Raw genomic sequence first — 21,743 nt, forward strand, 5'->3', positions numbered from 1 at the left:
TTTCGGCATGACTGCAGACGAACGGCCCCTCCATCTCGGCTTCGCGGAGACGCAGACGCCCTTCATCAGCGCGTCGCAATCAGCGCGGGTCTGGACCGAGAGCTGGGCCGAACGGGAAATGTATTGTCCGGCCTGTGGGGCTGACCGGCTGAAGGCCTATCCGAACAATGCGCCCGTGGCCGACCTGTTTTGTGCGGCGTGCGACGAGGACTTCGAATTGAAGTCGCAGAAGACTCGGATCGGCAACAAGGTGATGGATGGCGCCTGGGCGACAATGCTGGAGCGCCTCGCTTCTGCGGCTAATCCTAGCCTTCTGGTCATGCGCTATGACCGGAACCAGTCCGCGGTTAGCGATCTGATGGTGGTGCCGAAGCACTTCTTCACGCCCGACCTTATCGAAAAACGCAAGCCGCTGGCGGCTACGGCGAGGCGCGCCGGATGGGTTGGCTGCAATATCCTTATCGGGCGGGTGCCGGCATCCGGTCGCATCCACATCGTTCGCGACAGCTGGCCCACGCCTCGCGAATCTGTGCTCGCCAAATGGCAGCGGACAGCGTTTCTTCGGGACCAGAAAGCGTCAGCCCGCGGGTGGCTGGTTGAGACCATGGCGCAGATCGACGCGCTTGGAAGGCCGGACTTCACGATTGACGATGCCTATGGCTTCGCACCCGCCCTGACCCGGCTTTATCCCGACAACCAGCATGTCCGAGAGAAAATCCGCCAGCAGCTTCAGTTCCTGCGCGACAAGGGCTGGCTGGAGTTTGTCGGGCGCGGGCGTTACCGGCTGACGGAAAACTAGGCTCATCGGACGGTGTAGGGGCGTGCGTGGTTCGAGGCCGCCTGGCGGCGGCTCCTCACCATGAGGTGCGTTTTGCCTCGTCATTCCGGGGCGAGTCGGAGGTGAGAACCTGGAACCCATTCCGGAAAGGTGATGTCACGGCATGGGTCCCGGATCGTCGCTTCCCCGCTTTCGCGGGGACAAGCCGCCCCGTCCGGGATGACGAGGTTTTGTTTTCCTCCCCTGTTCACGGGGGAGGTGCCGAGCGAATGCGAGGCGGAGGGGGCCGGCGCAGTGTCTGCCCCCCTCGTCCCTTCGGGACACTCCCCCCGTGAACGGGGGGAGAAAAAGGCTTGCGGCTCTTATCCACCCCTCCCCGTCCCCGGTTAAACTCCGGGCCGGATGTCCACCCTCGATGAATTGAAAACCCGGGCCGAGCAGATGCGCCGTGAGGGCGCGTCGATGGCCGAGATTGCGCGCATGAATTTACCACGCCAGCGCGGCTCTGGGTCCCCGCTTTCGCGGGGATGACGGTGAAGGGGCGTGCGTGGTTCGAGGCTGCCTGCGGCAGCACCTCACCATGAGGTGGGTAGGTGAGACGGCAACAAACTAATCCACGCCTCCCCCACCCCGGTTAGACTCCGGGCCGGATGTCATCCCTGGACGAACTGAAAGCCCGCGCCGCGCAGATGCGCCGAGACGGCGCGTCGATGGCCGAGATTGCGCGCGCGGTTCAGCGCAGCGTGTCAACAGAGCCCACACCACTACCTCATCCTGAGGTGCTCGCGTCAGCGAGCCTCGAAGGAGGCCTCCAGCCTGGTGGGTGGTTCGAGGCTGCCTGCGGCAGCACCTCACCATGAGGTGGGTAGGTGAGACAGCAACGAACTAATCCCCGCCCTCCCCGGTCCCGGATAAACTCCGGGCCGGATGTCCACCCTCGATGAGTTGAAAACCCGGGCCGAGCAGATGCGCCGCGAAGGCGCGTCGATGGCCGAGATTGCGCGCGCGGTCGGGCGCAGCGTCTCGACCATCCATGTCTGGGCGGCGCAGGGCGGCTGGCGGATCGCGGAGATTGAGGAAATTTCCCTCTCCCCTTCCCAAGGGGAGAGGATGGGCGGCGAAGCCATCCAGGTGAGGGGTTGTTCCACCGCCAGTGCCGACCCCCTCACCTCAATCCTCTCCCCCAAGGGGGAGAGGCAGAATAACGCCGAGCCCCTCTGCCCGCTCGAGGCCGCGCGGGCGTTGCAGCAGCGGGCGGCGTGGCTGGGTCAGGCGGGGCAGATCCGGGCCGCCGAAGCCGCCGCGCGCCTGGCCGAGCGGATATTGCGCACCGAGGCGCAGCTCAATCGCCTCGACGATACCCGGTCCCGGTCCCACCCTGAGCGGCATGAGGAATGGCCGGGCGGGGCCCGCGCCGAGCTGGCGCGCCGCTTTGCGCGCTTCCGGACAATGCACGATGCAGAACGGGCCAGGGATCCGGAATGGACGCCGCGGAGCGGGGCCTCGCAGGCCGAAAAACATGTGTTCGCCCTTTGTCATGGTGAGCGGGTGGGTGGAGACACGGTCTCACGCCCGAGCGGCCAAATTCCCACCTCATCTTGAGGTGGCGGCGCAGCCGCCCTCGAAAGACGGGACGCCGGGCGCCGTGCGTGGTTCGAGGCTGGCCTCGCGGCCAGCACCTCACCATGAGGTGGAATATGAATTCGTCATTCCGGGGCGAGCGACAAGCGAGAACCCGGAACCCATTCCGGAACCTGCATGTCACGGCATGGGTCCCGGATCAGGCTCCGCCTGTCCGGGATGACGAAGTGATTTTCTCGTCCCGGCGCACACACAATTAGCCTTACACGCCTTGCCGGGATTATTTCGGCGCCGGGGTTTTCAGCTCAAGGGTGTAACCGCGAAGCGGCGCTTGCGCGCCCTTGACCTGAAAACCCGGCGCGAAAGTCTGGCCGGCATGGATTGTAAGGCGGGTTCAGGGCTGCCCCTCCCCCCTTTCAAAATTTTCATGCCGGCCGGTCTTGACGGTGCGCGGAGAATTCCCAAATCGATGCGCGTTCCGGTGGATCACCGCTGGCGCCTTCCCCTTCGCTGGCGGCCCGCCGGGACTGTTGTGTCGAAACCGTTCAGACATTGGGAGGTCCTGATGAAACCCTCATTGATGCTCGCCGCTGTCAGCTCGCTGGCGCTCGCCGGGGCCGCGGCGGCCGACATGGCTGATACCGAAACGCCGGACAAGGACGCACCGGTGGTGGCAACCGACGCGCAGGGCAATCCGGAACCGGCGGTCGATACGCCGGCGATCGACAAGCCGGAACTCGGCATCGAGACAGCGAGTGCCACCGGCGACAAGCCGGAGGCGGACGAGCAAGCCGCGCTGCCCGAGCGCAGCGACCTGCCGGGCAAGCCGCCGGCCGGGCGCTAACGGCTTCCGGTTGCTCCCTCACATCCTGCCCTCCCGCCCGCCGGGAGGGCTTTTTTCTTGCGGTCGACAGGCGCGTTGGAACCCAAGGCCGGGTCAGTCGTTGTCTTGGGTGTACCTCGCGCGGTGCGCCCGCCTCCCCCGAACCTGACGGGTGCGCCGCGCTCTTTTGAACCCCAATCACAAGGGAGGAACTCCCGATGAAACGCACACTTCTTCTTTCCGCCGCCAGCGCCATGGTGATGTCCGGCGCCGCTGCCCTCGCACAGGACAGTGATACCGCGATCCGCCGCGAACACGTTGTCGGCCGCGAGGACCCGGTCTATCTCGCCGAGGGCAGCGTTGCGCCCACCACCGAGGAGGCCGTCGACGTCCTGCACACCGAGGACTATGGCGACGAGCCGGTGGTCGAAGGCACATATGGCGACATGGACGGCCAGCAGGACCTCGGTCCGAAGCCGGGCGTTCACGAGACCGGCTACACGACGACGACCGAAGCCCGGGTGATCACCTGGGAGGAAATGTTCAACTCACACCTGGAACAGGCTTTCCATGCCATCGACGCCGATGATGACGGCACCATTTCGCGCCAGGAATGGGGCGATTGGCAGGCCGATGACGGCTTCTATGCCGAGCGCTTCGGCGAGTTCGACAGGAATGGCGACAGCTCCGTGACCTGGAACGAGTACAGCGGAGCGGCGATGTCGCTCTATGATGTCTCGGGCCTGAACGGCGAAGACCGCACCGGGTAATACCGGCTCGCGGTCTTTTCCAGGACCGAGCATGTCGGGGCCCCCTTCGCCGGCCATCGGAGGGGGTCCCCTTCTGTGTGCTATTGCGACCAGAGATCAGCAGGGGGTCTTGTGTCAAGCACTTCCGCAATTCTTTCCCGCGTCGCGGGAGAAGTGTCGGCGGGGATCGCGCCGGGCGCGAACCAGCCGGTCTCGGCGATCTCCTGGCCCGGTTCGCACGGGCAGGGCGCCCAGTCGCGGACGATGAAGAGCGCGATATGGTCACCCCGGAAATTGCGGTCATTGGCATAGATGTGGAACAGGTGCGGGCGGGCGGTGAGCGCGACACCGGCTTCCTCGCGCATTTCCTTGTCGATCGCCTGCCAGATCGTCTCGCCGCGCTCGACACCGCCGCCGGGCAGGTGCCAGCCGGCCATGTAGGTGTGACGCACGAGCGCGATTTTCCCGTCGGCATCGAAAGCCAGGCCGCGCACGCCGAGCGTCATGCCGCGCGAGCGCCGCCAATGCGCCTGCATGAGCGGCCGCAGGACGGGTTCGAGGCGCATACGCCAGCGTGTCATGCGCGCCTCCGCGTGCGATCATCCGCCCCGCAGTCGCGCCCTAGCGGCGCGCGCCAAACCCGGCTAGAAAGCCGGGCAGTTCGAACCTTTTCCACGGAGACATTCATGGCCGCCATCATCGCTATCGGTCTCGCCTTCGGCATCTTTGGCCTCTTGAATCTCATCGAATTCCATCGCCTCGACTAGTCCCCTGACGCAGCCGGAAAAAAGGTGCTGTTGATGTTTGGTGTCGCGGAGTCCCTGCCACTGGCCGCCGGTTTCATACTGGCCGGCATTGTCATCCTCCTGTTCGGCGGCGATTTGCTGATCCGCGGCGCGGCCGCGCTGGCTCGGCGCGCCAAGCTGCCGCCACTGCTGGTCGGACTGACGATCGTGGCGTTCGGCACTTCGGCGCCGGAACTGGTGGTGTCAATCGATGCCGCCCTGTCCGGCGCGCCGGGCCTGGCGCTCGGCAATATTGTCGGCTCGAACATTGCCAATGTGCTGTTCGTGCTCGGACTGCCGGCCCTGGTCGGCGTGATCGGGGCACAGGCGCCGGGCGTGCGCCGCAATGCGCTGTTTGCGCTGGCCGCCGGCATCGCGCTGGTGACCGTCAGCCGCGACGGGGCCATCTCGATGCTCGAAGGCGGCGCGCTGTTGGCGCTGATCTTCGTCTTTGTCGGCCTGCTGGCCTTTTCGGCGATGCGGGCGCGCGACAACGACCCGCTGCTCGCCGAAGTGGCCGAGCTGGAAGAGGCCGTCGGCAAGGGCTCCTTGCCGATGACCGTGCTGGCGCTGGTCGTCGGCATCGTGCTTTTGCCCGCCGGCGCCCACATGATCGTCACCGGCGGCACCGCAGCGGCGGGCCTGCTGGGCGTGTCAGACGCGGTGATCGGGCTGACGGCGCTGGCGATCGGAACCTCGCTGCCGGAGTTTGCCACCGTTGTGGTCGCGGTGACGCGCCGCCAGGCGGATCTGGCGATCGGAAACGTGCTCGGCTCCAATGTCTTCAACGTCTTTGCCGTCGGCGGCGCGGCGGGTCTGGTCGCCGGCGCGGCCAACGTGCCGCTGCCGGTCCCGGACCAGTTCATGCGCTTTGATTTCTGGGTGATGCTGGGGGCCAGCGCGCTGCTCGCAATGTGGATCTTTGCGGGCCGCAATGTCGGCCGGCTGGCCGGCGTGCTTTTCTTCGGCGGCTATGTTGCGTATATCGCGGCGCTCTGGTGGATGAACCCCATCGCGTTCTAGACCCGCAGGACACATGACAAGCTCCCGCCTGGAAATCACGAAGGACTTCACCTTCGAGGCCGCGCACTATTTCACGCACGAGGCCGAGGACCATCCGTTCGCGCGCGTGCACGGGCATTCCTTTGCCGGCTCGGTGACGCTGGCGGGCGAGCCCAATGACAAGGGCTGGATCAAGGATACGTGGAAGATCGAGCAGATCGTGAAAGTCGAGATCGAGAAGCTGGACCATCACCTGCTGAACGAGGTCGAGGGACTTAACCAGCCGTCGCTGGAAAACATCTGCGCCTGGCTGTTCGACCGGCTGGCGCCGAAACTGCCGGGCCTCGTGGCGGTGGAAGTCGGCCGCCCGTCGTGTGGCGAGCGGGCAGTGCTGCGGCGGGGTTAACCGAGCCGCGGCGGGTCGCGCCTGTTATTTGGCGCCGTAAAGTTTCTTTTCGCGATCAGCCAGAGGCGCGCAGGACGCCGCTATTGCCAACGGCTTTACTTGCGGGCCGGCGCCCGTTTCGGCTTGGATGGCTTGGCGGTATCGGCTTTCGTTTCCGCATCGCGGGCCAGCCGAGCCTTGCGGAGCCTGTCGGATTGCGCCGCGCGCTCCTCGGATTCCTCGCGAAGGATCTCGCGAACCGCGGCGTCGGTGATGTCAGCCTTCGTGCGGGGCTTCTTGTCGGTCAGCGAGAATATGCCGTCATGTTCTTTTGCGGCCATGGTAAGCTTCCGTTTTCGGCTGGAGATAGAACAGAAAAAACCGGGCGTTGGCCCGGTCTTTCCGTCACGCGTCACGGCCGGCCCGATATACAGGCCATGGCCGCAAGCTGTGTTACGCTATCGCGACATTGTCGGCAGCGGACTTGCCTGAGCGGCTGTCCTGGACAACGTCGAAGGTCACTTTCTGACCTTCCGTCAGCGAATGGATGCCGGCCCGTTCGAGCGCGGTTGCGTGAACAAATACATCCGATGCGCCGTCTTCCGGCTGAATGAAACCAAAGCCCTTGGCGGAATTGAAAAACTTTACGGTACCTGTGGTCATGACGATTTCCTTTCAATCAGTCATAAAATAATTGCGTTCCCGGCCGACGGCCGAAAACCACGAGTCGAAACTGGAAGGGGAAAAGTCGAGACCGCGGCGAACCGCGAATTGAACGTATTCGTCAAACCAAATCGATGGAGCGTTTCTTAACGCGACAATGTGTTCAGTTTGTGGCAGGCCTCCAAGGCTGGCGAGTTCGGCAGCCCCTGGCGGCTCACCGGGTTGCTTCCCCCTGCCTTTCTGCCGCAATCAACCGATCGACAAACTGGCACTCGGTGACATTCTCGCGGCTGCATTCCGAGAGTAGCTCCACCAGCACTGTCTCAAGCTTCGCGAGCTCGCCGATCTTCTGCCGGACGGATTCCAAATGCCGCGTCGCGATTTCTGACACACTGCGGCAAGTGAGACCGCGTTCCGGCCCGTCATCGAGCAACATCCTGATATCTTCGACCGTGAACCCAAGGGCACGCAGCTTCACGATAAAGGACAGCCGCGACAGGGAGGCTTCGTCATACTGCCGGTAGCCCGACCGATCGCGCTGCGGCGGCGGAATCAGGCCGATCTTCTCATAATACCTGATAGTCTCCGGGTGGCTGCTGACGATCCGCGCGGCGCGCGATCGCGAAACGCCGATCGAGGGTCGCGAATTCGTGATCTCGGTCATGGTGAAGCCTCTTGAGTCTGTAGCCGCTACAGACTGTAGCACAGTGACATGGACACGCCGGAAACCAAACCCTTGCAAGCCGCATCCCTGGCCTCGGGCGGCAGTGCCATTGGCGGCCTGTTTGCTTTTGTCGGTGCCTCCTGCTGCGTCATCCCGATACTCCTGATCCACATGGGAGTAGCCTCCGGGCTCGTGGCCAGACTGGGATGGTTTGCCAGATGGCAACCGGTTTTCCTCGCGGTTTCCGTGGCGCTGCTGGCGACAGCGCTGTTCCTGGGATTGCGAACCAACAGCCGGTCTCGCCTGTTCTGGATCACATGGACAGCGGGTGCTGTCTTCACGGCGCTGGCGCTGATCCTGCCGTTTTTCGAGGCCGACCTGCAGCGCGCTTTACTCGACTGGTTCAGAAGATGACCGCGCAACGGGAACCAGCGCCAACTTTCCTGCAAGGCGGCACGCTTCCGCCACCGGGCGATGTCGGCCGACTGGCGCGGCTCCTGCTCGGCATCGGATCCCTGTATGTCGTGGCGAATGTGATCGGAAATGACGATCCGCGTGCCGTCCTCGATCCGGCCGTCGCCGTCTATATGCTGTTCGCGGTCTATTTGTCGGCCTATGTCGTCAATATCGGTTTCGGGATTCGCCTGGGCCAGTGGCCTCGTATGGCTGTTCTGGCAGCTGTCACCGGCGCCGGTCTCTTGAGCTGGACCTCTCAGCAATCGCTGGAAACCGGTATGATGTGGCGCACGGCCCAATTGATCCTGTGTTATGTCTACGGGCATCTGGGCATTTCGTTTCTCCTGGCAGCGGCGTTCCGCACACCGGGCTGCGAAATGCGCTCGATCCCCATCCTGCTGGGCCGGATAGCGGGTCGACCGGCCCGGGATCATCGCTGTCCGGGTCCGATCGGTATTATTGACCAGTGGGAAGAGAGGCACAGCCGCCGTGGCTGACATCGTCCTGCATTCCAGCCTGACCTGCCCGTCCTGCGACATCACGCATGCGAGCGTTCCGATGCCGACCGATGCCTGCCAGTATTTCTGGGACTGCCCGGCGTGCGGCGATGTCATCAAGCCGCTGAATGGCGATTGCTGTGTCTTCTGTTCCTACGGGAGCGTGCCTTGTCCGCCGATCCAGCGAGGCGCCTGCTGCTGAAGGCTTTCATCGCGTCAGCAAGACCCCGAGAGCCCGGTGACCGGTACAGCGCGTATTGGCTGGCTCAATCCTGCGGCGCATCCTCCCAGCGGCCGCCGGCGTCCGCGTATTCCTGCGTGCCTTCGTGGATGACTTCGTCACCGTCAATGATACCGCGGGCTGGAATGTCAGGCATGTCCTTGATGCGCTCGTAGATCGGCGCGAAATCCTGCCCTGCCGTGTCGTCCAGCAGCTGCTGGAAGCTTTCGACCGCGAAATAGGTCTGCTGGAAATCGTCGTAACGGTATTGGGTGCGCATGATGCGTTCGATGTCGAAGCCGATGCGGTTGGGTGACCGGCCCTCGAGCGAAAAAACGCTCTCGGCAAAGGACGAGACAATGCCGGCGCCGTAGATCTTCAACTCTTCGCCCTGCTTTATCAGTCCGAATTCGACCGTGTACCAGTACAGCCGCGTGATGTTTTCCAGCGTATCGAACTTCAACGCCCGCAGACCGCCCCGGCCATAGGCCGCCATGTAGTCGCCGAACACCGGCAGACCAAGCAGCGGCGAATGGCCGAAAACGTCGTGAAAGATATCGGGTTCCTGCAGGTAATCGATCTCTTCCGGCTTGCGGATGAAGCGCCCGACCGGGAATTGCCGGTTGGCCAGATGCGTGAAGAAAGGTTCGTCCGGGATCAGTCCCGGAACCGTCACGAGCTTCCAGCCCGTCAACGCCTCGAGCTTGGGATTGAGTTCGCGGAAATCGGGAATTTTCGTGTTGTCGAGCCCTAGCGCGTCGAGCCCGTCATAGAATTCCTTCACCGCGCGATTGCCGAGCATTCCGGTCTGCCGATCGTAGAGCTTCGCCCACATGGCGTGCTCTTCCTCGGTGTATTCATCCCAGCACTGGTCGATCGTGTAATCGTCGCGCACTTCGCCGGCTTCCACCTGGCGCTGGACGATCGGATCGGTTGTCGGGACGCGGAGTTCGACCATGGCGGCGGCCTCAAACTGGTTACAATTGAAACTAAATTACAGTGTTTGCGAAAGCTGTCCATGACAGGCATTGCTTGAACCAGTGTTAAATCCCGCCTATCCACGCGGGCCAAAGCGACCTCCGGATTTCCTTAATGGCCGAAATAGATATCGAAATCACCTCGTTGCGCGTGCCGGTCTCACTCGGCGTGCACGATTTCGAGCGCAAGGCGCGGCAGGACGTCACGGTCGACCTGGTGCTGACGCTGGCCGGTGTGCCGGAAAACGATTCAATCAGCGAAACCGCGCACTATGACGAGATCGCGCAGGCGGTCCAGGAAACCGCGGATCTGAAACATTACGATCTGATCGAAACGCTGGCGCTGGCGATCGCGGAACGCGTCAAGGCGTTCCCGGACGTGATCCTTGTTGAAGCCGCCGTTCACAAGACGCCACGAACCGTGGCTGCCGAACGCCTGTCGGCGCGGATCAAGCTATAGCCCCTCCACACGCCATGAATTTATGGTAATGAAGATGACCGCCTGGAAAAAACCTATGGCGACTCAAGGAAGGGACACTCAATGCGTACACGACTTTTGCTAACTGCTGCCTTGCCGGCTCTGGCCCTCATGGCCTGTACACCGGCCGACGATATGGAAGACGCCGAAGCCGACATGGAAGCGGCTGGCGAAGACATGGAAAACGCCGCTGCTGAAGCGGGCGACGACATGGAAGAAGCCGCCGATGAGGCGGGGGACGACATGAATGACGCCGCCGAGGAAGCGGAAGACGACATGGAAGCTGCCGGCGACGACGCCGAGAACATGCTCGAAGAGGCTGGCGAGGCCATGGGGAACGCCGCGAACGAAGCCGGCGAGATGCTCGAGGATGCCGCGCATGAAACGGCCGATGACGATGGTGAGGATGACGGCGACGAAAACGATTCGCCGGACCAATAACCTCGTTCGAATTGCCTGATCAGCGCCGCCATGCCCTGCATGGCGGCGTTATTCTTTATCCGAAGGCGCGGTCGACCTTCGATTTCGGGGTGACGGCCCGCGTGAAGAGCGATCCGATTATCGCGATGAAAATGCGCGCGATGATCGTGAAGAAGAGGAATGCCAGCTGTTCATCGCCGAGGAAGAGGCGAACGAAATTATTGTACCTGTCCGGCAAGCCGGTATGGGTCAGCCCCCGCTCCACAAGCTCGGCGACGTCGAGAATGTAATTGAGGATGGTGGGCGCATAGAGGCCGAGCGCCACGAGCATGGCGGTTGCGAGAATGAAAGCCATGAACAGCGTTGCGCTGACCGAGCCGATCCGTCCAAGCAGAAACATGTTTTGCCCTTTCCACCCTGTGTGGGTCGCAGCCTATCACAATCGCCGCCCCGCTGTCCGTCAGAGATCGGCTTCGTCCAACAAGGTAAGCGTGAAAGCATTGCCGTAAATCTGTTTCGCCCGGTGAGCGAGCGTCATCAGGACCGCGAAATCGGTCGGATCGGCCACGACAATGCAGCCGGCAGACCAGCGACCGACCCTGTGTGACCGCCGCGTCGCGCTGGCGCGATGAATATTGATACCCGTTGCATTGTCGAACACCCGGTCCGGGCGCCGGTCCAGCCGGCGGTCCCGATTGCGATCGCGATGGACGGACAGGCGGGCGCCCGGGCGCTGGCAGAGCGCAAGATAGCGGCCGCGATGGCGGGCAATCTCGTGCGATGCCCTGTACTGGCCGGCCTTGAGGATTGCCGTACCGTCGCGATGGCGCGGCGTGGCAAGATGGGTGAGACCGGGGTCAGTGGTACAGGCGAAAGCGTGGAAGACCCACGCATTGTCGGGCGCGTCGACATAGGAAACGGTCAACCAGTCGTCAAAGCGGCCGGCGCGCGCGGAACGCGAGCGGATCGCGATGATGTTCAGGTCGAAGCCGGCCGGATTGGCGAACAGGACATGGCCTTTTGCCACGATAGCGGCGTGTACGGCAAGGCGATCGGGCCGCAGCATGTCGGCCTCCTTCCGGGACAGAAAAAACGGCCAGCACGAGGGCTGGCCGTTCTATTATCCCTGAAGACGGATCGGTGCGGATTATTCAGCCGGAGGCGTCGGAGGGGTCGGCGCTTCGTGGCCGCGGCCTTCAAGGATGGTAATGGTGATTGAGCCGCCGTCATCGGACCAGCCATCGGTCTCCCAGCTGCCACCAGCAGCGAGATCGGCATTCCACGGCCCACAAGCGGTCTCGGCGCCGGATTCTGCTGCAGGCGTCACGCACAGCTCGTCGCCATAAGCCCAGGTCGCGCCATTGCGACCGAGACTGTCGGAATAGCTGCCATCCGCCTCGAAATAGACGTCGAATCCCTCGCCGGCATCGTTGACAATGATACGAACGGTGTTGCCGATGGCATTGTCCATACCGTCGGCGAATGCCGGCGCGCTCGCCGCGAGCCCCATAATGGCTGCGGTCAAAACCCACTTTTTCATGTGAAAATCCTTTTGCGACACATAGGCCCCCCGGCGCAGGAACGCAGTTAACCACGAGAACAGGGCGATAAAAACCCTCTGCCGCGAGCGAGTTATGCTGCACTCGCGTAATAAGCGAAAGCAGGGCCAAAGGGTGCATGGTCACAATCGCGCCGCATGCAAGGCGAAACCAAGCCTCTTATTGTCAGCTGCCATTCAGGCACGACAAGGCAGTTTCCCGATTGTGCGCTCCCGGCTGTGGTGTCTCTGGTTCCGGGCCTCATCCCTCAATTCCCTCGCATGGGCGGGGTCTGGATCGGGGGCACCGCAGCTTCTCTCACCCCTCCTTGAAGCGGAAGAAACGGTGCGATCCGAACCGGGAGCGCACACTTCTTTTCTTGATACTCGGGGACATCCGTCCCCTCGCTCCTCGCTGACGCTGCGGGCGGGCGGGCGTGAGACCTGAAAACGTCGAGGAAGCCGGGGGCTGTGGAAGTCAGGCCAACGGCAGACGCATGATCGCGCGAAGCCCGCCCAGCGGGCTGTCGGACAGCTCGACCTCGCCGCCATGTCCCCGGGTCACATCGCGGGCGATCGCCAGCCCCAAACCGACACCTTCGCGATTCATGTTGCGCGCCTCGTCGAGTCGCGCGAACGGCTTGAACGCCTCCTCGCGCTGGTCTGACGGAATGCCCGGACCGTCGTCATCGACGATGATCTCGAGATGGCGCCGGCGGCGGCGCACCGAGATCTCGCATTTGGCGCCGTAGGCACAGGCATTCGAGATCAAGTTGGCGATACCGCGTTTCAGCACGCTCGGCCGGACATTCGCCATCAGCCCCTCGTCCGCCGACAAGGCGATGCCGGGATCCGCGCGGCGTGCTGTTTCGACCGTCTCGGCAACCAGCGCCGAGACATCCGCTTCCACCGTTTCCTCGCTGACCTGGCCACGGGCGAAGGCGAGATATTCCTCGAGCATGTGTTCCATTTCGCTGACATCGCGAATGGCGTCTTCGCGCTCCTCGCTCTCGGGCATCAGGGCGAGCTGGAGCTTGAGGCGGGTCAGCGGGGTGCGCAGATCGTGGCTGACACCCGCCAGCATCGACGTGCGCTGGTCGAGATGCCGGGTGATGCGCTGGCGCATGTCGATAAAGGCATGAGCCGCCTCGCGCACCTCGCGCGCGCCAGCGGGCTTGAACCCGGCCGCGTCCTGGCCGCGTCCGAACAGGGTGGCGGCTTCGGCGAGGCGGCGGATCGGCTTGACCTGGTTGCGGATGAAGATCACCGAGACCAGGCTCAACAGCGCGGTGGCGCCAAACAGCCAGAGCAGGAAGATGTGCCCGGTCGTGGCGAAGACCCGCTCGCGCACGGCGATAAAGCGTAACACGCCGGTCCCGGTCTGGACCCGGATGTCGACATAGGCGGGATAGCGCGTGGTGTCGAACCAGACCTCATTGTCCATAGCGGCCGTCAGCGAGCGCCGCAGCGTCCGGTCGAGCGTGCGGAAGAAGGAGGAACGCCGCGAGGTTGGCAGGCGCTCGCCGGCGCGGAAATCGACGGAGAGCTGCATGTTGCGATAGGCCGCATCGGCCAGCGGCTGGAAGCTGGTCTCGTTCTCGCCCGCCGCCTCGAACAATTCGGTCATGATCGCGACATCGCCGGCGACGCCTTCCGACAGGCGGCTGGTAACCGTCTCCCAATGCTGTTCGAAGAAGGCCCAGGCAATCAGGCCCTGCATGACGGCGACGGGAACGACGAAAATCAGCAGGGACCGGCCAAACAGGCTCTTCGGCAGATATCTTTTCAGCGGTCCCAATGCGTGCCTAACCCCGATCCTCGAAGATCGCGTCCGCGATCAGCTTGTATCCCTCACCGCGAATGGTCTGTAAATGAACGGGCTGGCGCGGATCGGCCTCAAGCTTGCGGCGCAGGCGGGTCATCTGGACGTCAACGGCGCGTTCGCCACCGCCGGTCAGCTCGCACAGATCGTAGCGCGACACCGTCTCGCCGACATCCCGCGCGAGCGCTTTCAACAGGGTTTCCTCGCCGCCGGTCAGACGCACCGGTGTGCCCTGTTCGGTGAGCGCTCCGTTGGACATGTCGAACTGGAAGCGGCCAAAGCGGACCTTCGTGTGGGTCGCGCCGGACGGGCGCGCGCGGCGCAGGATATTGTTGATGCGCAGCACCAGCTCCTCGGGTTCGAACGGCTTGGCGAGGTAATCGTCGGCGCCGAGCGACAATCCCTTGATGCGGTCCTCGGCCTCGCCGCGGGCGGTGAGCAGCAGGATCGGCGTATCGCGGTTCTCGCGGACGGCCTGCGTCAGCTCGAACCCGTCCATTCCCGGCATCATCACGTCGAGGACGATGAGATCGAAATCCATCGCCCGCATCTTGGCCTGGGCCTTGGCGGCATCGGCGGCGGTGGTGATCCGGAAGCCGCGCTGCGCCAGGAAACGCTTGATCAGTTCGCGAATTCGATTGTCGTCATCGACCACCAGGATGTGAATGTCCGAAAGCTCGTTCATGCGTCTCCTCACCGCAAATTGCGGCGGCATATAAGCCGTTTAGCACAGGAAAGGCGGATCACTTATCCTGTCGAAGTCTTTCGCCGCGCCCAGAGATAGCCGAGCGCCGTGTAGAGGCTTAGGGCGGCCGTTACCCAGATCATCACGATCCAGACCAGATATGCCCAGTCGCCGCCACCACGGGCCAGCACGATCAGCGCGAAGAACCAGGCGATGACCCCCATCTCGGCTGCCGTTTTCACCTTGGCGGCGTAGCTGACCGGGACCGGATTGCTTTCCTTGCCGAGGCGCGAGACGCGCATCAGCGTGATCACGACATCGCGCGACAGGATGGCCGCGACCGGGACCGAGACAATCCACAGGCCCGACCAGATGGCAAAGACGATCAGGAAGGCGCCGACGAAGACCTTGTCGGCGATCGGATCGAGCAATGCGCCGAATGCCGTCACCTGCTTCATGCGTCGCGCAAGGAAACCGTCGAGCCAGTCGGTCAGCGCACCGGCGACGAAAAAGGCCAGCGAATAGCTCCACCAGCTGACAAGCGCAGTATCGGTTTCGGCGGTCAGCCCCTGCCACAACAGAAAGGCGCCGAGCGGTCCGGCGACGAGTCGGAAGGCAGTGAGAAGGGTCGGCAGAGTGAAGATCATTGCTGGAACCAGTCATGAATGCGTTTGGCCATGGCAGCGGAAACCCCGTCCACGGCTTCGAGATCCGCAAGGGCTGCGCGTTCGACAGCCTTGGCGGAGCCGAAATGCGCGAGCAATGCCTTTTTCCGGGATGGCCCGATACCGGGGATGGAATCAAGCGGATTGTCGCGCAGCGCCTTCTGGCGCTTGGCACGGTGACCACCGATGGCGAAGCGGTGCGCCTCGTCACGCAGGCGCTGGAGGTAATAAAGCACGGGATCGTTCATCGGCAGTTTGAACGGCGGCTTGCCGGGCATGTAGAAGGCCTCGCGGCCGGCATCGCGCTCCGGCCCCTTGGCGATGGCGGCGACCGGTATGTCGGTCAGGCCCAGCTCCTCCATGACGTCGAGCACGACCGAAAGCTGGCCCTTGCCGCCGTCGATCAGCACGAGATCGGGCACCGGAGCGCCCTCCTCCTTTTCCTTCAGCAGGCGCGAGAAGCGGCGGCGCAGCATGGCGGCCATCATGCCGTAATCATCATTGGTCGCGGCATCGTCGCCCTTCATGTTGAAGCGGCGATAATGGGTTTTCGAGAATCCCTCGGGCCCGGCGACAATCATTGCACCCAGCGCATTGGACCCCTGGATGTGTGAATTGTCATAGACCTCGATGCGCTCCGGCGTTTCATCAAGGCCAAACACTTTCGCCACGCCCTTCAGCAGCCTGGCCTGAGTGGCGCTTTCCGACAGCCGGCGGCCGAGCGCTTCGCGTGCATTGGTTCGGGTACGGTCGACCAGTTTCCGCTTTTGCCCGCGCTGCGGCGTCATGATGCGCACCTTGCGCCCGGCACGAAGGGTCAGCGCCTCGCTGATCAGGTCGGCCTCGTCGACAGTGTGCGACGTCATGATCAGCGCCGGAGCCGGGCGGTCGTCATAGAATTGCGCCAGAAAGGCGGAGAGGATTTCCGCGGGTTCGGCTTCGGCCTCGTGCTTGGGGAAAAAGGACTGGTTCCCCCAGTTCTGACCGGCCCGGTAGAAGAAGACCTGAACACAGGAACGGCCCCCTTCCTGCGCCAGCGCTACGATGTCGGCCTCCTCCACCCCGTCGGGATTGATGCCCTGGTCGGTGGTGACCGCGGCAATTGCCCGGATCCGGTCACGCAAACGAGCGGCACGTTCGAAGTCCAGATCTTCGGAGGCATCGCCCATCTGGCGGCTCAGTTCCTCGCGCAAGGCGTTCGAGCGACCGCGCAGGAAGGCTTCCGCCTCGTCGACGAGTTCCTTGTAGGCGTCTTGCGAAACAAGCCCGACGCAGGGGCCGGCGCAGCGCTTGATCTGGTAGAGCATGCAGGGCCGTGTGCGCCCCTCGTATACGCTGTCCGTGCAGGTACGCAGCAGGAAAGCCTTCTGCAGCGTGTTGAGCGTCGCGTTGACCGCGCCGGCGCTGGCGAACGGTCCGAAATACATGCCCTTGGCCTTGCGCGCGCCGCGATGCTTGCGGATCTGCGGGGCGGCGTGATCGGTGCGGATCAATATGTAGGGAAAAGATTTGTCATCCCGCAGGATGACGTTGAAGCGTGGCTTCAGCCGCTTGATGAGATTGGCCTCGAGCAGGAGCGCTTCTGTCTCTGTCTCGGTGACGACGAATTCCATCGACCGGGTCAGGGCGATCATCATCGCGATACGGTTTGTATGGCCGCCCGTCTTGGCGTAATTCGAAACGCGGTTTTTCAGGTTCTTGGCCTTGCCGACATAAAGAACCGCACCATCCTTGCCATACATGCGGTAGACGCCGGGTTTCGCCGGCAGCCGCTTGACGTAAGATGCAATCACCTCGGGTCCGGACAGGCCGGACGTGCCCTCTTCGGGGGGTGCGGCCGCATCTTCCGCGACGGTGGGGGGACGGTTCGGCCGGGAGGCTTTCATGGTGTCTAAAATCGCTTTGGTGACCGGTGCTGGCAAGCGCCTCGGCGCAGCCATCGCAAAAGCACTCGCCGAAGACGGCTATAAACTCTTCGTGCACTTCAACCGCTCGGCGGCAGAGGCAGGCGAAACCGTCGATCACATCCGCTCGATCGGCGGCGAGGCGGAAGCCGTGCAATTCGACCTGGCCAGGATCGGAACACTGGTGCCGCTGGTCCGCGGCCTCGGCCGCATCGATGTCCTCGTCAATTCCGCTTCGGTCTTCGACTTTGACTCGGCCGAAGCCCTCGATGCCGCCGAAATGCAGCGCATCCTGAATATCAACCTGGTCGCGCCCGCCCTGTTGGCCTCGGTGATGGCCGAGCGCCACGAGGCTGCCCAGTCCGGCTGCATCATCAATTTGCTGGACCAGAAGCTGTTCAATCTCAACCCGGACCATTTCAGCTACACGCTGGCCAAGGCCGGTCTGCACACGGCGACGGAAATGATGGCCATGCAGTTTGCGCCGCGTTTGCGGGTCAATGCGATCGCGCCGGGCCTGACGCTGCCGGCGCCGGGGATGACCGATGCCGAATTCGCGACCGCACACAAGGACAATCCGATGGAAGGCGGATCGACGCCGGAGGACATTGTCCGGACGGTCCGGTTCATTCTGGCCAGTACGGCCATGACCGGCGAAACCATCCTGATGGATGGCGGCGAGCATTTGATGCGCCGCCGGCGCGACGTGTCGAAAGGCGGCTAGGAGCGGTTCGTATCGCCAAGCTGGCGTGATCGGCGTTCGGCAGCTGCTACGGCGTGACGCATCAATTCCGGCAATGCACTGCCGCCCATCATGACATCGAGCGCGGCCTGGGTCGTGCCGTTCGGAGAGGTCACCTGGCGCCGCAATTCCTGCGGTGTCAGTTCCGATGACTTCATGAGTTCGCCCGCGCCGATCAGGGTTTCGGCGGCCAGTTTCTCCGCGAGCTTTCGCGGCAGGCCAAGGCTTTCGCCGGCACCGGCCAGCGATTCCGCCAACAGGAAAAAATAGGCTGGGCCGGACCCCGAAACACCGGTGACGGCGCCCATCAGGCGCTCATCCTCGATCCACTCGACCTTACCGCCGACCTTGAGCAGGCGTTTGGCGTCCTTGCGGCGGGTTTCCGCGGCCTCGTTGGCGACGCAGACGATAACGCCCTTGCCGATCGCGGTCGGCGTGTTCGGCATGGCCCGTATTACCGGTCGATCGCCGAGCAGGTCTGTCATGGTTCGAATGGTCACGCCGGCCATCACCGAGATAATCATGCAATCCGGCGGCAGGACTTCGGCCAGGTCGGCCGCCATCTCATGGAAAACCTGCGGTTTGACCGCGATCAGCGCGATGGTGATGTCCTTCGCGGTACGCGGTCCGAGCGCATCAATACGCTTCAGGCCGTGATTGCGGACCAGGGCGGCAACTTCGCCGGACACACGCGGCGCACAAATCAGCAGGTCTTGCGGATCTATCTTGCCCTTGCCGCGAAACCAGCCTGTGGCGAGTGCACCACCCATGCGGCCGGCACCAATAAGGGCTATGCGATCCTTGCCTGCCAACCCTCACGCCTCGCCGATGGTTTCGAACATGGCCGACTGTGCCGCTTCCTCCACGGTCTTGCCGCCCCAGACGAGGAATTGAAACGCCGGATAGAAGCGTTCACCGGCTTCGCGCGCAGCCGAGATCAGGATCGCGGCCTGGGCCGGCGACAGGGTTTCACCCGCCGCAATCGGAATACCGTGCCGCCAGACGACACCGCCATCCTCTTCCCAGACATCGAAATGTCCGTACCAGAGCTTTTCATTGAGCCGTGTTGCGAGCTCGCACACTTCGCGGAATCGCGCGCGCGGCGCTTTCAGTTCAAGGCTCGCGCAAATGTGGATGGCGTCGTGATCCGGGCGCCAGGCAAACCAGATCTGGTGATCGCGCCAGGCCCCCGGTGCGGACATGTGGAGCTCACCGGACTCATCGCGCTCATAGGGCAATTGTTCGGCAATGACGGCCTGTTCCACCGCGTCGAGCGGGTCGGCTTCAAAGCCTGAATTTTCTGTCGCGAGTTCCATGCGCTGATATCCTTTCGCGCCGGCTGCCCCAAATTGTGCCGCTTCGTCAAACAACGAATCGAGCGGCGCATGGACATGAGCCTAGAGCCGTAATTTCTACGGGGGCAATAGTCCGGACAGCGGTGATCCGTGGATTAGTCTTTCTTGGCCCGGCTGGCCGGCTTTTTTGCCGTGGATTTCCGCGCGGGCTTCGGTCCGGTGGATGCCCGCTTCTTCGGCGCCGGTTTCGCGGCGGCCTTCTCGAGCGCTTCGATACGCTGTTTCAGCGCTTCGTTTTCCTCGCGGGCGGCCTGTGCCACAGCCTTCACGGCCTCGAATTCCTCGCGCGTCACGAAATCCATGTTCGCCGCCATCTTGTCGGCGCGCGCCCTGAAAACAGCCTGCGCTTCCTCACCAGCAGCCTGGGCTGCCGCGAACGCGTCTGTCATCAGATCTGCGATGTCGTTGAAGATGGGATTACGCGATTGCATGCCGTAGCCTTCTTTCCTTACCAGCCGCTATATGCGATTTCAGGCGCGGCATTGCAATGTGACAGCCCAGCGCAGGACCTCTATTCCATGGAATCCTTGATCCAGGCATGTGAACCGACTTTCAGCCTCCTCAACGAAGTGATCTTCCGCATACCGCTGGATTTCATTCGCGAGGGCTGGGGCTTCGATGTGCGCTGGTATGCGCTTGCCTACATTGCCGGCCTGCTGCTCGGCTGGCGCTACATGCTGGTGCTGGCCCGCCGGCCGCGGCTCTGGGTGCCGCGCGATGGCAAGCCCAAGGGCTCGCCATTCACGGTGGAAGACGTCGATGATCTGTTGCTCTGGGCCACGGTCGGCGTCATTGGCGGCGGACGGCTGGGCTATGTCCTGTTCTACAATCCGCAAGTCATCTGGAACGATCCGCTATGGATCATCACCGGCTTCCAGGAAGGCGGCATGGCCTTCCATGGCGGGCTGATCGGCGTCGCCATCGCGATCTACTTCGTGGCCCGGGCGCGCAAGCTCGATCTTTGGCACATCGCCGATGCCGCAGCTGTCGTCGCGCCAATCGGCCTGTTCTTCGGGCGGCTGGCCAATTTCATCAATGGCGAGTTGTGGGGCCGTGTCAGCGATGTGCCCTGGGCGATGCGGTTCGAGAGCGATCCGCTGTGCGCGCTGCGTCATCCCAGCCAGCTCTACGAGGCGGCGCTGGAAGGCCTGCTGATCTTCGCCGTTGTCAATTTCGCCACCTGGAAGCACCGCTCGCTGGCGCGGCCGGGGCTGAATACCGGACTGTTCCTGGTGCTCTACGGCCTGTCGCGCGCATTCCTCGAAACCGTGCGCGAACCCGACGCTCACATGCCTGATGCGCTGCGGGGCTATGTGACGATGGGCATGATCCTGTCGATCCCCATGATTCTCGCCGGCGCATGGCTGGTCCATCGCGCCCTCAAGGCGGATCCCGCGACGGCTCCGACCAAGGCCGTGGATTCCTGATGACAACCGGTATTGCGGCGCGCATCGCCGATCGCATCCGCCATAGCGGACCGGTCTCGGTCGCGGCGTTCATGACGGAAGCCATGTTCGATCCGCGCGAGGGCTATTACGCGACCAAGAACCCGATCGGCGCAGGCGAAGATTTCATCACCGCGCCTTCGGTCAGCCAGATGTTCGGCGAGCTGATCGGACTGTGGTGCGCGCAGGTCTGGATGGACATGGGGCAGCCGGCGCGATTCCACCTCGTCGAGCTGGGTCCGGGGACCGGCCAGATGATGAGCGACATGGTGCGCGCCGGCCGCGCCGTGCCCGGCTTTCTCGACGCCGCCCGGATCACGCTGATCGAAGCCAGCGCAGCCTTGAAAATGGTGCAGGGCCGGACCTTGACGCCGATGGGCGTTGAGGCGTTGTGGCTCGACCGGCTGGAGGATGTCCCGGACGGGCCGGCGATCATTGTCGGCAATGAATTCCTCGACTGCCTCGCCGTGCGCCAGGCGGTGAAGCAGGACGGCCACTGGCACGAGCGCATGGTCGGGCTGGATGACGACGAAGACTTCACTTTCGTGATGGGGCCCCGGCTCGGCATGGATGCCGATCTGGTTCCGGCGCGCCTGCAGGATGCCCCCGATGGCACGCTGGTGGAGTTCCGGCCGGGCGACCGCCAGCTCGTCGATGTTCTGGGCCGCCGCTTTTCGGATCATCCCGGCCGCGCCCTGTTCATCGATTACGGGCCGGCGCAAAGCGAACCCGGCGACACCTTTCAGGCCCTTCGCGGCCATGAGAAAACCGATCCGCTGGCGGCGCCGGGAACGGCCGATCTGACCGCGCGGGTGGATTTCGAACAGCTTGGTGCGCTCGCCCGCGCCGGCGGGCTGGACGTTGACGGGCCCGTCGAACAGGGGCGATGGCTGAAATCACTGGGACTGGAAATGCGGGCGGCGGCGCTGATTCGATCGGCGCCAGAAAAGAAGTCGGTGATTGCACGCCAGGTGATGCGGCTGACCGAACCCGACCAGATGGGCGAACTGTTCAAGGTCATGACATTTTCGACACCCGGCTTGCCGAAAGCACCGGGATTCGCGCCTGAGGCGTGATTTAGCGGTTCATTATCCGCGAGCCATTTGCTAA

The 21,743-nt window shown here is 63.4% G+C and carries 28 protein-coding genes and 1 pseudogene; 14 read left to right on the top strand and 15 right to left on the bottom strand.

The genetic code is table 11. The features are described from left to right. Positions 1–7: 7 nt before the first annotated feature. From ACOOFN_RS03385 to ACOOFN_RS03400, 4 genes are all read left to right on the top strand, one after another. Positions 8–799 (top strand): DpnI domain-containing protein, encoded by a 792-nt coding sequence (locus tag ACOOFN_RS03385; RefSeq protein ID WP_420433684.1) that lies wholly within the window; start codon positions 8–10, stop codon positions 797–799. 906 nt (positions 800–1,705) lie between these two features. Continuing rightward, on the top strand, positions 1,706–2,380 hold the full coding sequence (locus tag ACOOFN_RS03390; protein ID WP_420433686.1) for a helix-turn-helix domain-containing protein: 675 nt from the start codon (positions 1,706–1,708) through the stop codon (positions 2,378–2,380). 544 nt (positions 2,381–2,924) lie between these two features. Beyond that, the gene (locus ACOOFN_RS03395) at positions 2,925–3,203 is read left to right on the top strand and encodes a hypothetical protein (protein WP_420433688.1); all 279 of its coding nucleotides are present in this window, start codon (positions 2,925–2,927) and stop codon (positions 3,201–3,203) included. Positions 3,204–3,400: 197 nt separating this feature from the next. Next, positions 3,401–3,952, top strand: a complete 552-nt coding sequence (locus ACOOFN_RS03400; protein WP_420433690.1) for a hypothetical protein — start codon at positions 3,401–3,403, stop codon at positions 3,950–3,952. Positions 3,953–4,032: 80 nt separating this feature from the next. Here the strand turns inward: ACOOFN_RS03400 and ACOOFN_RS03405 are convergent, their stop codons facing one another. Continuing rightward, the gene (locus ACOOFN_RS03405; protein WP_420433692.1) at positions 4,033–4,512 is read right to left on the bottom strand and encodes an NUDIX domain-containing protein; all 480 of its coding nucleotides are present in this window, start codon (positions 4,510–4,512) and stop codon (positions 4,033–4,035) included. A 219-nt stretch (positions 4,513–4,731) separates the two neighbouring features. Between ACOOFN_RS03405 and ACOOFN_RS03410 the strand changes: the two genes are divergently transcribed. Both ACOOFN_RS03410 and ACOOFN_RS03415 read left to right on the top strand, forming a co-directional pair. After that, positions 4,732–5,739 carry a calcium/sodium antiporter gene (locus ACOOFN_RS03410; RefSeq protein WP_420434995.1) on the top strand — a complete coding sequence of 336 codons (1,008 nt, stop codon included), beginning with the start codon at positions 4,732–4,734 and terminating at the stop codon, positions 5,737–5,739. Between the two features lie 13 nt (positions 5,740–5,752). Then, a complete protein-coding gene (locus tag ACOOFN_RS03415) occupies positions 5,753–6,124 on the top strand; it encodes a 6-pyruvoyl trahydropterin synthase family protein (protein WP_420433694.1) in 372 nt (123 codons plus the stop codon). A gap of 95 nt (positions 6,125–6,219) precedes the next feature. On the opposite strand, the gene ACOOFN_RS03420 is transcribed toward ACOOFN_RS03415, so the two are convergent. From ACOOFN_RS03420 to ACOOFN_RS03430, 3 genes are all read right to left on the bottom strand, one after another. Next, positions 6,220–6,444 (bottom strand): hypothetical protein, encoded by a 225-nt coding sequence (locus ACOOFN_RS03420; RefSeq protein ID WP_420433696.1) that lies wholly within the window; start codon positions 6,442–6,444, stop codon positions 6,220–6,222. Positions 6,445–6,556: 112 nt separating this feature from the next. Further along, positions 6,557–6,766, bottom strand: a complete 210-nt coding sequence (locus ACOOFN_RS03425; RefSeq protein WP_420433698.1) for a cold-shock protein — start codon at positions 6,764–6,766, stop codon at positions 6,557–6,559. Positions 6,767–6,980: 214 nt separating this feature from the next. Next, positions 6,981–7,430 carry a MerR family transcriptional regulator gene (locus ACOOFN_RS03430; RefSeq protein WP_420433700.1) on the bottom strand — a complete coding sequence of 150 codons (450 nt, stop codon included), beginning with the start codon at positions 7,428–7,430 and terminating at the stop codon, positions 6,981–6,983. Positions 7,431–7,478: 48 nt separating this feature from the next. Between ACOOFN_RS03430 and ACOOFN_RS03435 the strand changes: the two genes are divergently transcribed. From ACOOFN_RS03435 to ACOOFN_RS03445, 3 genes are read left to right on the top strand one after another with little or no spacing between them, the layout of a single operon-like run. Continuing rightward, positions 7,479–7,844, top strand: a complete 366-nt coding sequence (locus ACOOFN_RS03435; RefSeq protein ID WP_420433702.1) for a hypothetical protein — start codon at positions 7,479–7,481, stop codon at positions 7,842–7,844. Further along, positions 7,841–8,383, top strand: a complete 543-nt coding sequence (locus tag ACOOFN_RS03440) for a hypothetical protein (protein WP_420433704.1) — start codon at positions 7,841–7,843, stop codon at positions 8,381–8,383. Before ACOOFN_RS03435 ends, ACOOFN_RS03440 begins: the two co-directional genes overlap by 4 nt. After that, positions 8,376–8,585 carry a GDCCVxC domain-containing (seleno)protein gene (locus ACOOFN_RS03445; protein WP_420433706.1) on the top strand — a complete coding sequence of 70 codons (210 nt, stop codon included), beginning with the start codon at positions 8,376–8,378 and terminating at the stop codon, positions 8,583–8,585. Before ACOOFN_RS03440 ends, ACOOFN_RS03445 begins: the two co-directional genes overlap by 8 nt. Before the next feature lie 14 nt (positions 8,586–8,599). Here ACOOFN_RS03445 and phhA read toward each other — a convergent pair. After that, a pseudogene (gene phhA, locus ACOOFN_RS03450) lies at positions 8,600–9,561 on the bottom strand (phenylalanine 4-monooxygenase). Positions 9,562–9,695: 134 nt separating this feature from the next. Here phhA and ACOOFN_RS03455 point away from each other — a divergent pair. Both ACOOFN_RS03455 and ACOOFN_RS03460 read left to right on the top strand, forming a co-directional pair. Next, on the top strand, positions 9,696–10,040 hold the full coding sequence (locus ACOOFN_RS03455) for a dihydroneopterin aldolase (RefSeq protein ID WP_420433708.1): 345 nt from the start codon (positions 9,696–9,698) through the stop codon (positions 10,038–10,040). An 81-nt stretch (positions 10,041–10,121) separates the two neighbouring features. Then, positions 10,122–10,499 (top strand): hypothetical protein, encoded by a 378-nt coding sequence (locus ACOOFN_RS03460; protein ID WP_420433710.1) that lies wholly within the window; start codon positions 10,122–10,124, stop codon positions 10,497–10,499. A 55-nt stretch (positions 10,500–10,554) separates the two neighbouring features. Here the strand turns inward: ACOOFN_RS03460 and ACOOFN_RS03465 are convergent, their stop codons facing one another. The 7 genes from ACOOFN_RS03465 to uvrC form a co-directional block, all read right to left on the bottom strand. Beyond that, entirely contained in the window at positions 10,555–10,878 is a 324-nt protein-coding gene (locus ACOOFN_RS03465) for a hypothetical protein (protein ID WP_420433712.1), read from the bottom strand. Positions 10,879–10,938: 60 nt separating this feature from the next. Next, complete coding sequence (locus tag ACOOFN_RS03470) at positions 10,939–11,544, bottom strand: hypothetical protein (protein WP_420433714.1); 606 nt, start codon at positions 11,542–11,544, stop codon at positions 10,939–10,941. Between the two features lie 81 nt (positions 11,545–11,625). Continuing rightward, positions 11,626–12,018 carry a hypothetical protein gene (locus tag ACOOFN_RS03475; protein ID WP_420433716.1) on the bottom strand — a complete coding sequence of 131 codons (393 nt, stop codon included), beginning with the start codon at positions 12,016–12,018 and terminating at the stop codon, positions 11,626–11,628. A 475-nt stretch (positions 12,019–12,493) separates the two neighbouring features. Next, a complete protein-coding gene (locus ACOOFN_RS03480; protein WP_420433718.1) occupies positions 12,494–13,813 on the bottom strand; it encodes an ATP-binding protein in 1,320 nt (439 codons plus the stop codon). Positions 13,814–13,820: 7 nt separating this feature from the next. Then, complete coding sequence (locus ACOOFN_RS03485; RefSeq protein WP_420433720.1) at positions 13,821–14,522, bottom strand: response regulator; 702 nt, start codon at positions 14,520–14,522, stop codon at positions 13,821–13,823. Positions 14,523–14,584: 62 nt separating this feature from the next. Next, positions 14,585–15,169 carry a CDP-alcohol phosphatidyltransferase family protein gene (locus ACOOFN_RS03490; protein WP_420433722.1) on the bottom strand — a complete coding sequence of 195 codons (585 nt, stop codon included), beginning with the start codon at positions 15,167–15,169 and terminating at the stop codon, positions 14,585–14,587. Next, on the bottom strand, positions 15,166–17,073 hold the full coding sequence (gene uvrC / locus ACOOFN_RS03495) for an excinuclease ABC subunit UvrC (RefSeq protein WP_420433724.1): 1,908 nt from the start codon (positions 17,071–17,073) through the stop codon (positions 15,166–15,168). Before uvrC ends, ACOOFN_RS03490 begins: the two co-directional genes overlap by 4 nt. On the opposite strand from uvrC, the gene ACOOFN_RS03500 reads away from it, so the two are divergent. Beyond that, positions 17,072–17,815, top strand: coding sequence for an SDR family NAD(P)-dependent oxidoreductase (locus ACOOFN_RS03500; protein WP_420433726.1), 744 nt, complete (start codon positions 17,072–17,074; stop codon positions 17,813–17,815). The two genes, uvrC and ACOOFN_RS03500, sit on opposite strands and share 2 nt — an antisense overlap. Here the strand turns inward: ACOOFN_RS03500 and proC are convergent. The 3 genes from proC to ACOOFN_RS03515 form a co-directional block, all read right to left on the bottom strand. Next, positions 17,812–18,645 carry a pyrroline-5-carboxylate reductase gene (gene proC, locus ACOOFN_RS03505; RefSeq protein WP_420433728.1) on the bottom strand — a complete coding sequence of 278 codons (834 nt, stop codon included), beginning with the start codon at positions 18,643–18,645 and terminating at the stop codon, positions 17,812–17,814. The two genes, ACOOFN_RS03500 and proC, sit on opposite strands and share 4 nt — an antisense overlap. Before the next feature lie 3 nt (positions 18,646–18,648). Then, a complete protein-coding gene (locus tag ACOOFN_RS03510) occupies positions 18,649–19,149 on the bottom strand; it encodes a YbjN domain-containing protein (RefSeq protein ID WP_420433730.1) in 501 nt (166 codons plus the stop codon). Between the two features lie 134 nt (positions 19,150–19,283). After that, a complete protein-coding gene (locus ACOOFN_RS03515) occupies positions 19,284–19,619 on the bottom strand; it encodes an accessory factor UbiK family protein (RefSeq protein ID WP_420433732.1) in 336 nt (111 codons plus the stop codon). Positions 19,620–19,706: 87 nt separating this feature from the next. On the opposite strand from ACOOFN_RS03515, the gene lgt reads away from it, so the two are divergent. After that, entirely contained in the window at positions 19,707–20,615 is a 909-nt protein-coding gene (lgt, locus tag ACOOFN_RS03520; protein WP_420433734.1) for a prolipoprotein diacylglyceryl transferase, read from the top strand. Next, the gene (locus tag ACOOFN_RS03525; protein WP_420433736.1) at positions 20,615–21,709 is read left to right on the top strand and encodes a class I SAM-dependent methyltransferase; all 1,095 of its coding nucleotides are present in this window, start codon (positions 20,615–20,617) and stop codon (positions 21,707–21,709) included. Before lgt ends, ACOOFN_RS03525 begins: the two co-directional genes overlap by 1 nt. The last annotated feature ends 34 nt before the right edge of the window (positions 21,710–21,743 follow it).

This window comes from Hyphobacterium sp. (assembly GCF_965217055.1).
Lineage (GTDB): Bacteria > Pseudomonadota > Alphaproteobacteria > Caulobacterales > Maricaulaceae > Hyphobacterium.

Bases quoted from the DNA above. Each gene is read 5' to 3' on its own strand.
- ACOOFN_RS03385 (WP_420433684.1), top strand. From the start codon at position 8: ATGACTGCAGACGAACGGCCCCTCCATCTCGGCTTCGCGGAGACGCAG.
- ACOOFN_RS03390 (WP_420433686.1), top strand. From the start codon at position 1,706: ATGTCCACCCTCGATGAGTTGAAAACCCGGGCCGAGCAGATGCGCCGC.
- ACOOFN_RS03395 (WP_420433688.1), top strand. From the start codon at position 2,925: ATGAAACCCTCATTGATGCTCGCCGCTGTCAGCTCGCTGGCGCTCGCC.
- ACOOFN_RS03400 (WP_420433690.1), top strand. From the start codon at position 3,401: ATGAAACGCACACTTCTTCTTTCCGCCGCCAGCGCCATGGTGATGTCC.
- ACOOFN_RS03405 (WP_420433692.1), bottom strand. From the start codon at position 4,512: ATGACACGCTGGCGTATGCGCCTCGAACCCGTCCTGCGGCCGCTCATG.
- ACOOFN_RS03410 (WP_420434995.1), top strand. From the start codon at position 4,732: ATGTTTGGTGTCGCGGAGTCCCTGCCACTGGCCGCCGGTTTCATACTG.
- ACOOFN_RS03415 (WP_420433694.1), top strand. From the start codon at position 5,753: ATGACAAGCTCCCGCCTGGAAATCACGAAGGACTTCACCTTCGAGGCC.
- ACOOFN_RS03420 (WP_420433696.1), bottom strand. From the start codon at position 6,444: ATGGCCGCAAAAGAACATGACGGCATATTCTCGCTGACCGACAAGAAG.
- ACOOFN_RS03425 (WP_420433698.1), bottom strand. From the start codon at position 6,766: ATGACCACAGGTACCGTAAAGTTTTTCAATTCCGCCAAGGGCTTTGGT.
- ACOOFN_RS03430 (WP_420433700.1), bottom strand. From the start codon at position 7,430: ATGACCGAGATCACGAATTCGCGACCCTCGATCGGCGTTTCGCGATCG.
- ACOOFN_RS03435 (WP_420433702.1), top strand. From the start codon at position 7,479: ATGGACACGCCGGAAACCAAACCCTTGCAAGCCGCATCCCTGGCCTCG.
- ACOOFN_RS03440 (WP_420433704.1), top strand. From the start codon at position 7,841: ATGACCGCGCAACGGGAACCAGCGCCAACTTTCCTGCAAGGCGGCACG.
- ACOOFN_RS03455 (WP_420433708.1), top strand. From the start codon at position 9,696: ATGGCCGAAATAGATATCGAAATCACCTCGTTGCGCGTGCCGGTCTCA.
- ACOOFN_RS03460 (WP_420433710.1), top strand. From the start codon at position 10,122: ATGCGTACACGACTTTTGCTAACTGCTGCCTTGCCGGCTCTGGCCCTC.
- ACOOFN_RS03465 (WP_420433712.1), bottom strand. From the start codon at position 10,878: ATGTTTCTGCTTGGACGGATCGGCTCGGTCAGCGCAACGCTGTTCATG.
- ACOOFN_RS03470 (WP_420433714.1), bottom strand. From the start codon at position 11,544: ATGCTGCGGCCCGATCGCCTTGCCGTACACGCCGCTATCGTGGCAAAA.
- ACOOFN_RS03475 (WP_420433716.1), bottom strand. From the start codon at position 12,018: ATGAAAAAGTGGGTTTTGACCGCAGCCATTATGGGGCTCGCGGCGAGC.
- ACOOFN_RS03485 (WP_420433720.1), bottom strand. From the start codon at position 14,522: ATGAACGAGCTTTCGGACATTCACATCCTGGTGGTCGATGACGACAAT.
- ACOOFN_RS03490 (WP_420433722.1), bottom strand. From the start codon at position 15,169: ATGATCTTCACTCTGCCGACCCTTCTCACTGCCTTCCGACTCGTCGCC.
- ACOOFN_RS03500 (WP_420433726.1), top strand. From the start codon at position 17,072: ATGGTGTCTAAAATCGCTTTGGTGACCGGTGCTGGCAAGCGCCTCGGC.
- uvrC (WP_420433724.1), bottom strand. From the start codon at position 17,073: ATGAAAGCCTCCCGGCCGAACCGTCCCCCCACCGTCGCGGAAGATGCG.
- ACOOFN_RS03510 (WP_420433730.1), bottom strand. From the start codon at position 19,149: ATGGAACTCGCGACAGAAAATTCAGGCTTTGAAGCCGACCCGCTCGAC.
- ACOOFN_RS03515 (WP_420433732.1), bottom strand. From the start codon at position 19,619: ATGCAATCGCGTAATCCCATCTTCAACGACATCGCAGATCTGATGACA.
- lgt (WP_420433734.1), top strand. From the start codon at position 19,707: ATGGAATCCTTGATCCAGGCATGTGAACCGACTTTCAGCCTCCTCAAC.
- ACOOFN_RS03525 (WP_420433736.1), top strand. From the start codon at position 20,615: ATGACAACCGGTATTGCGGCGCGCATCGCCGATCGCATCCGCCATAGC.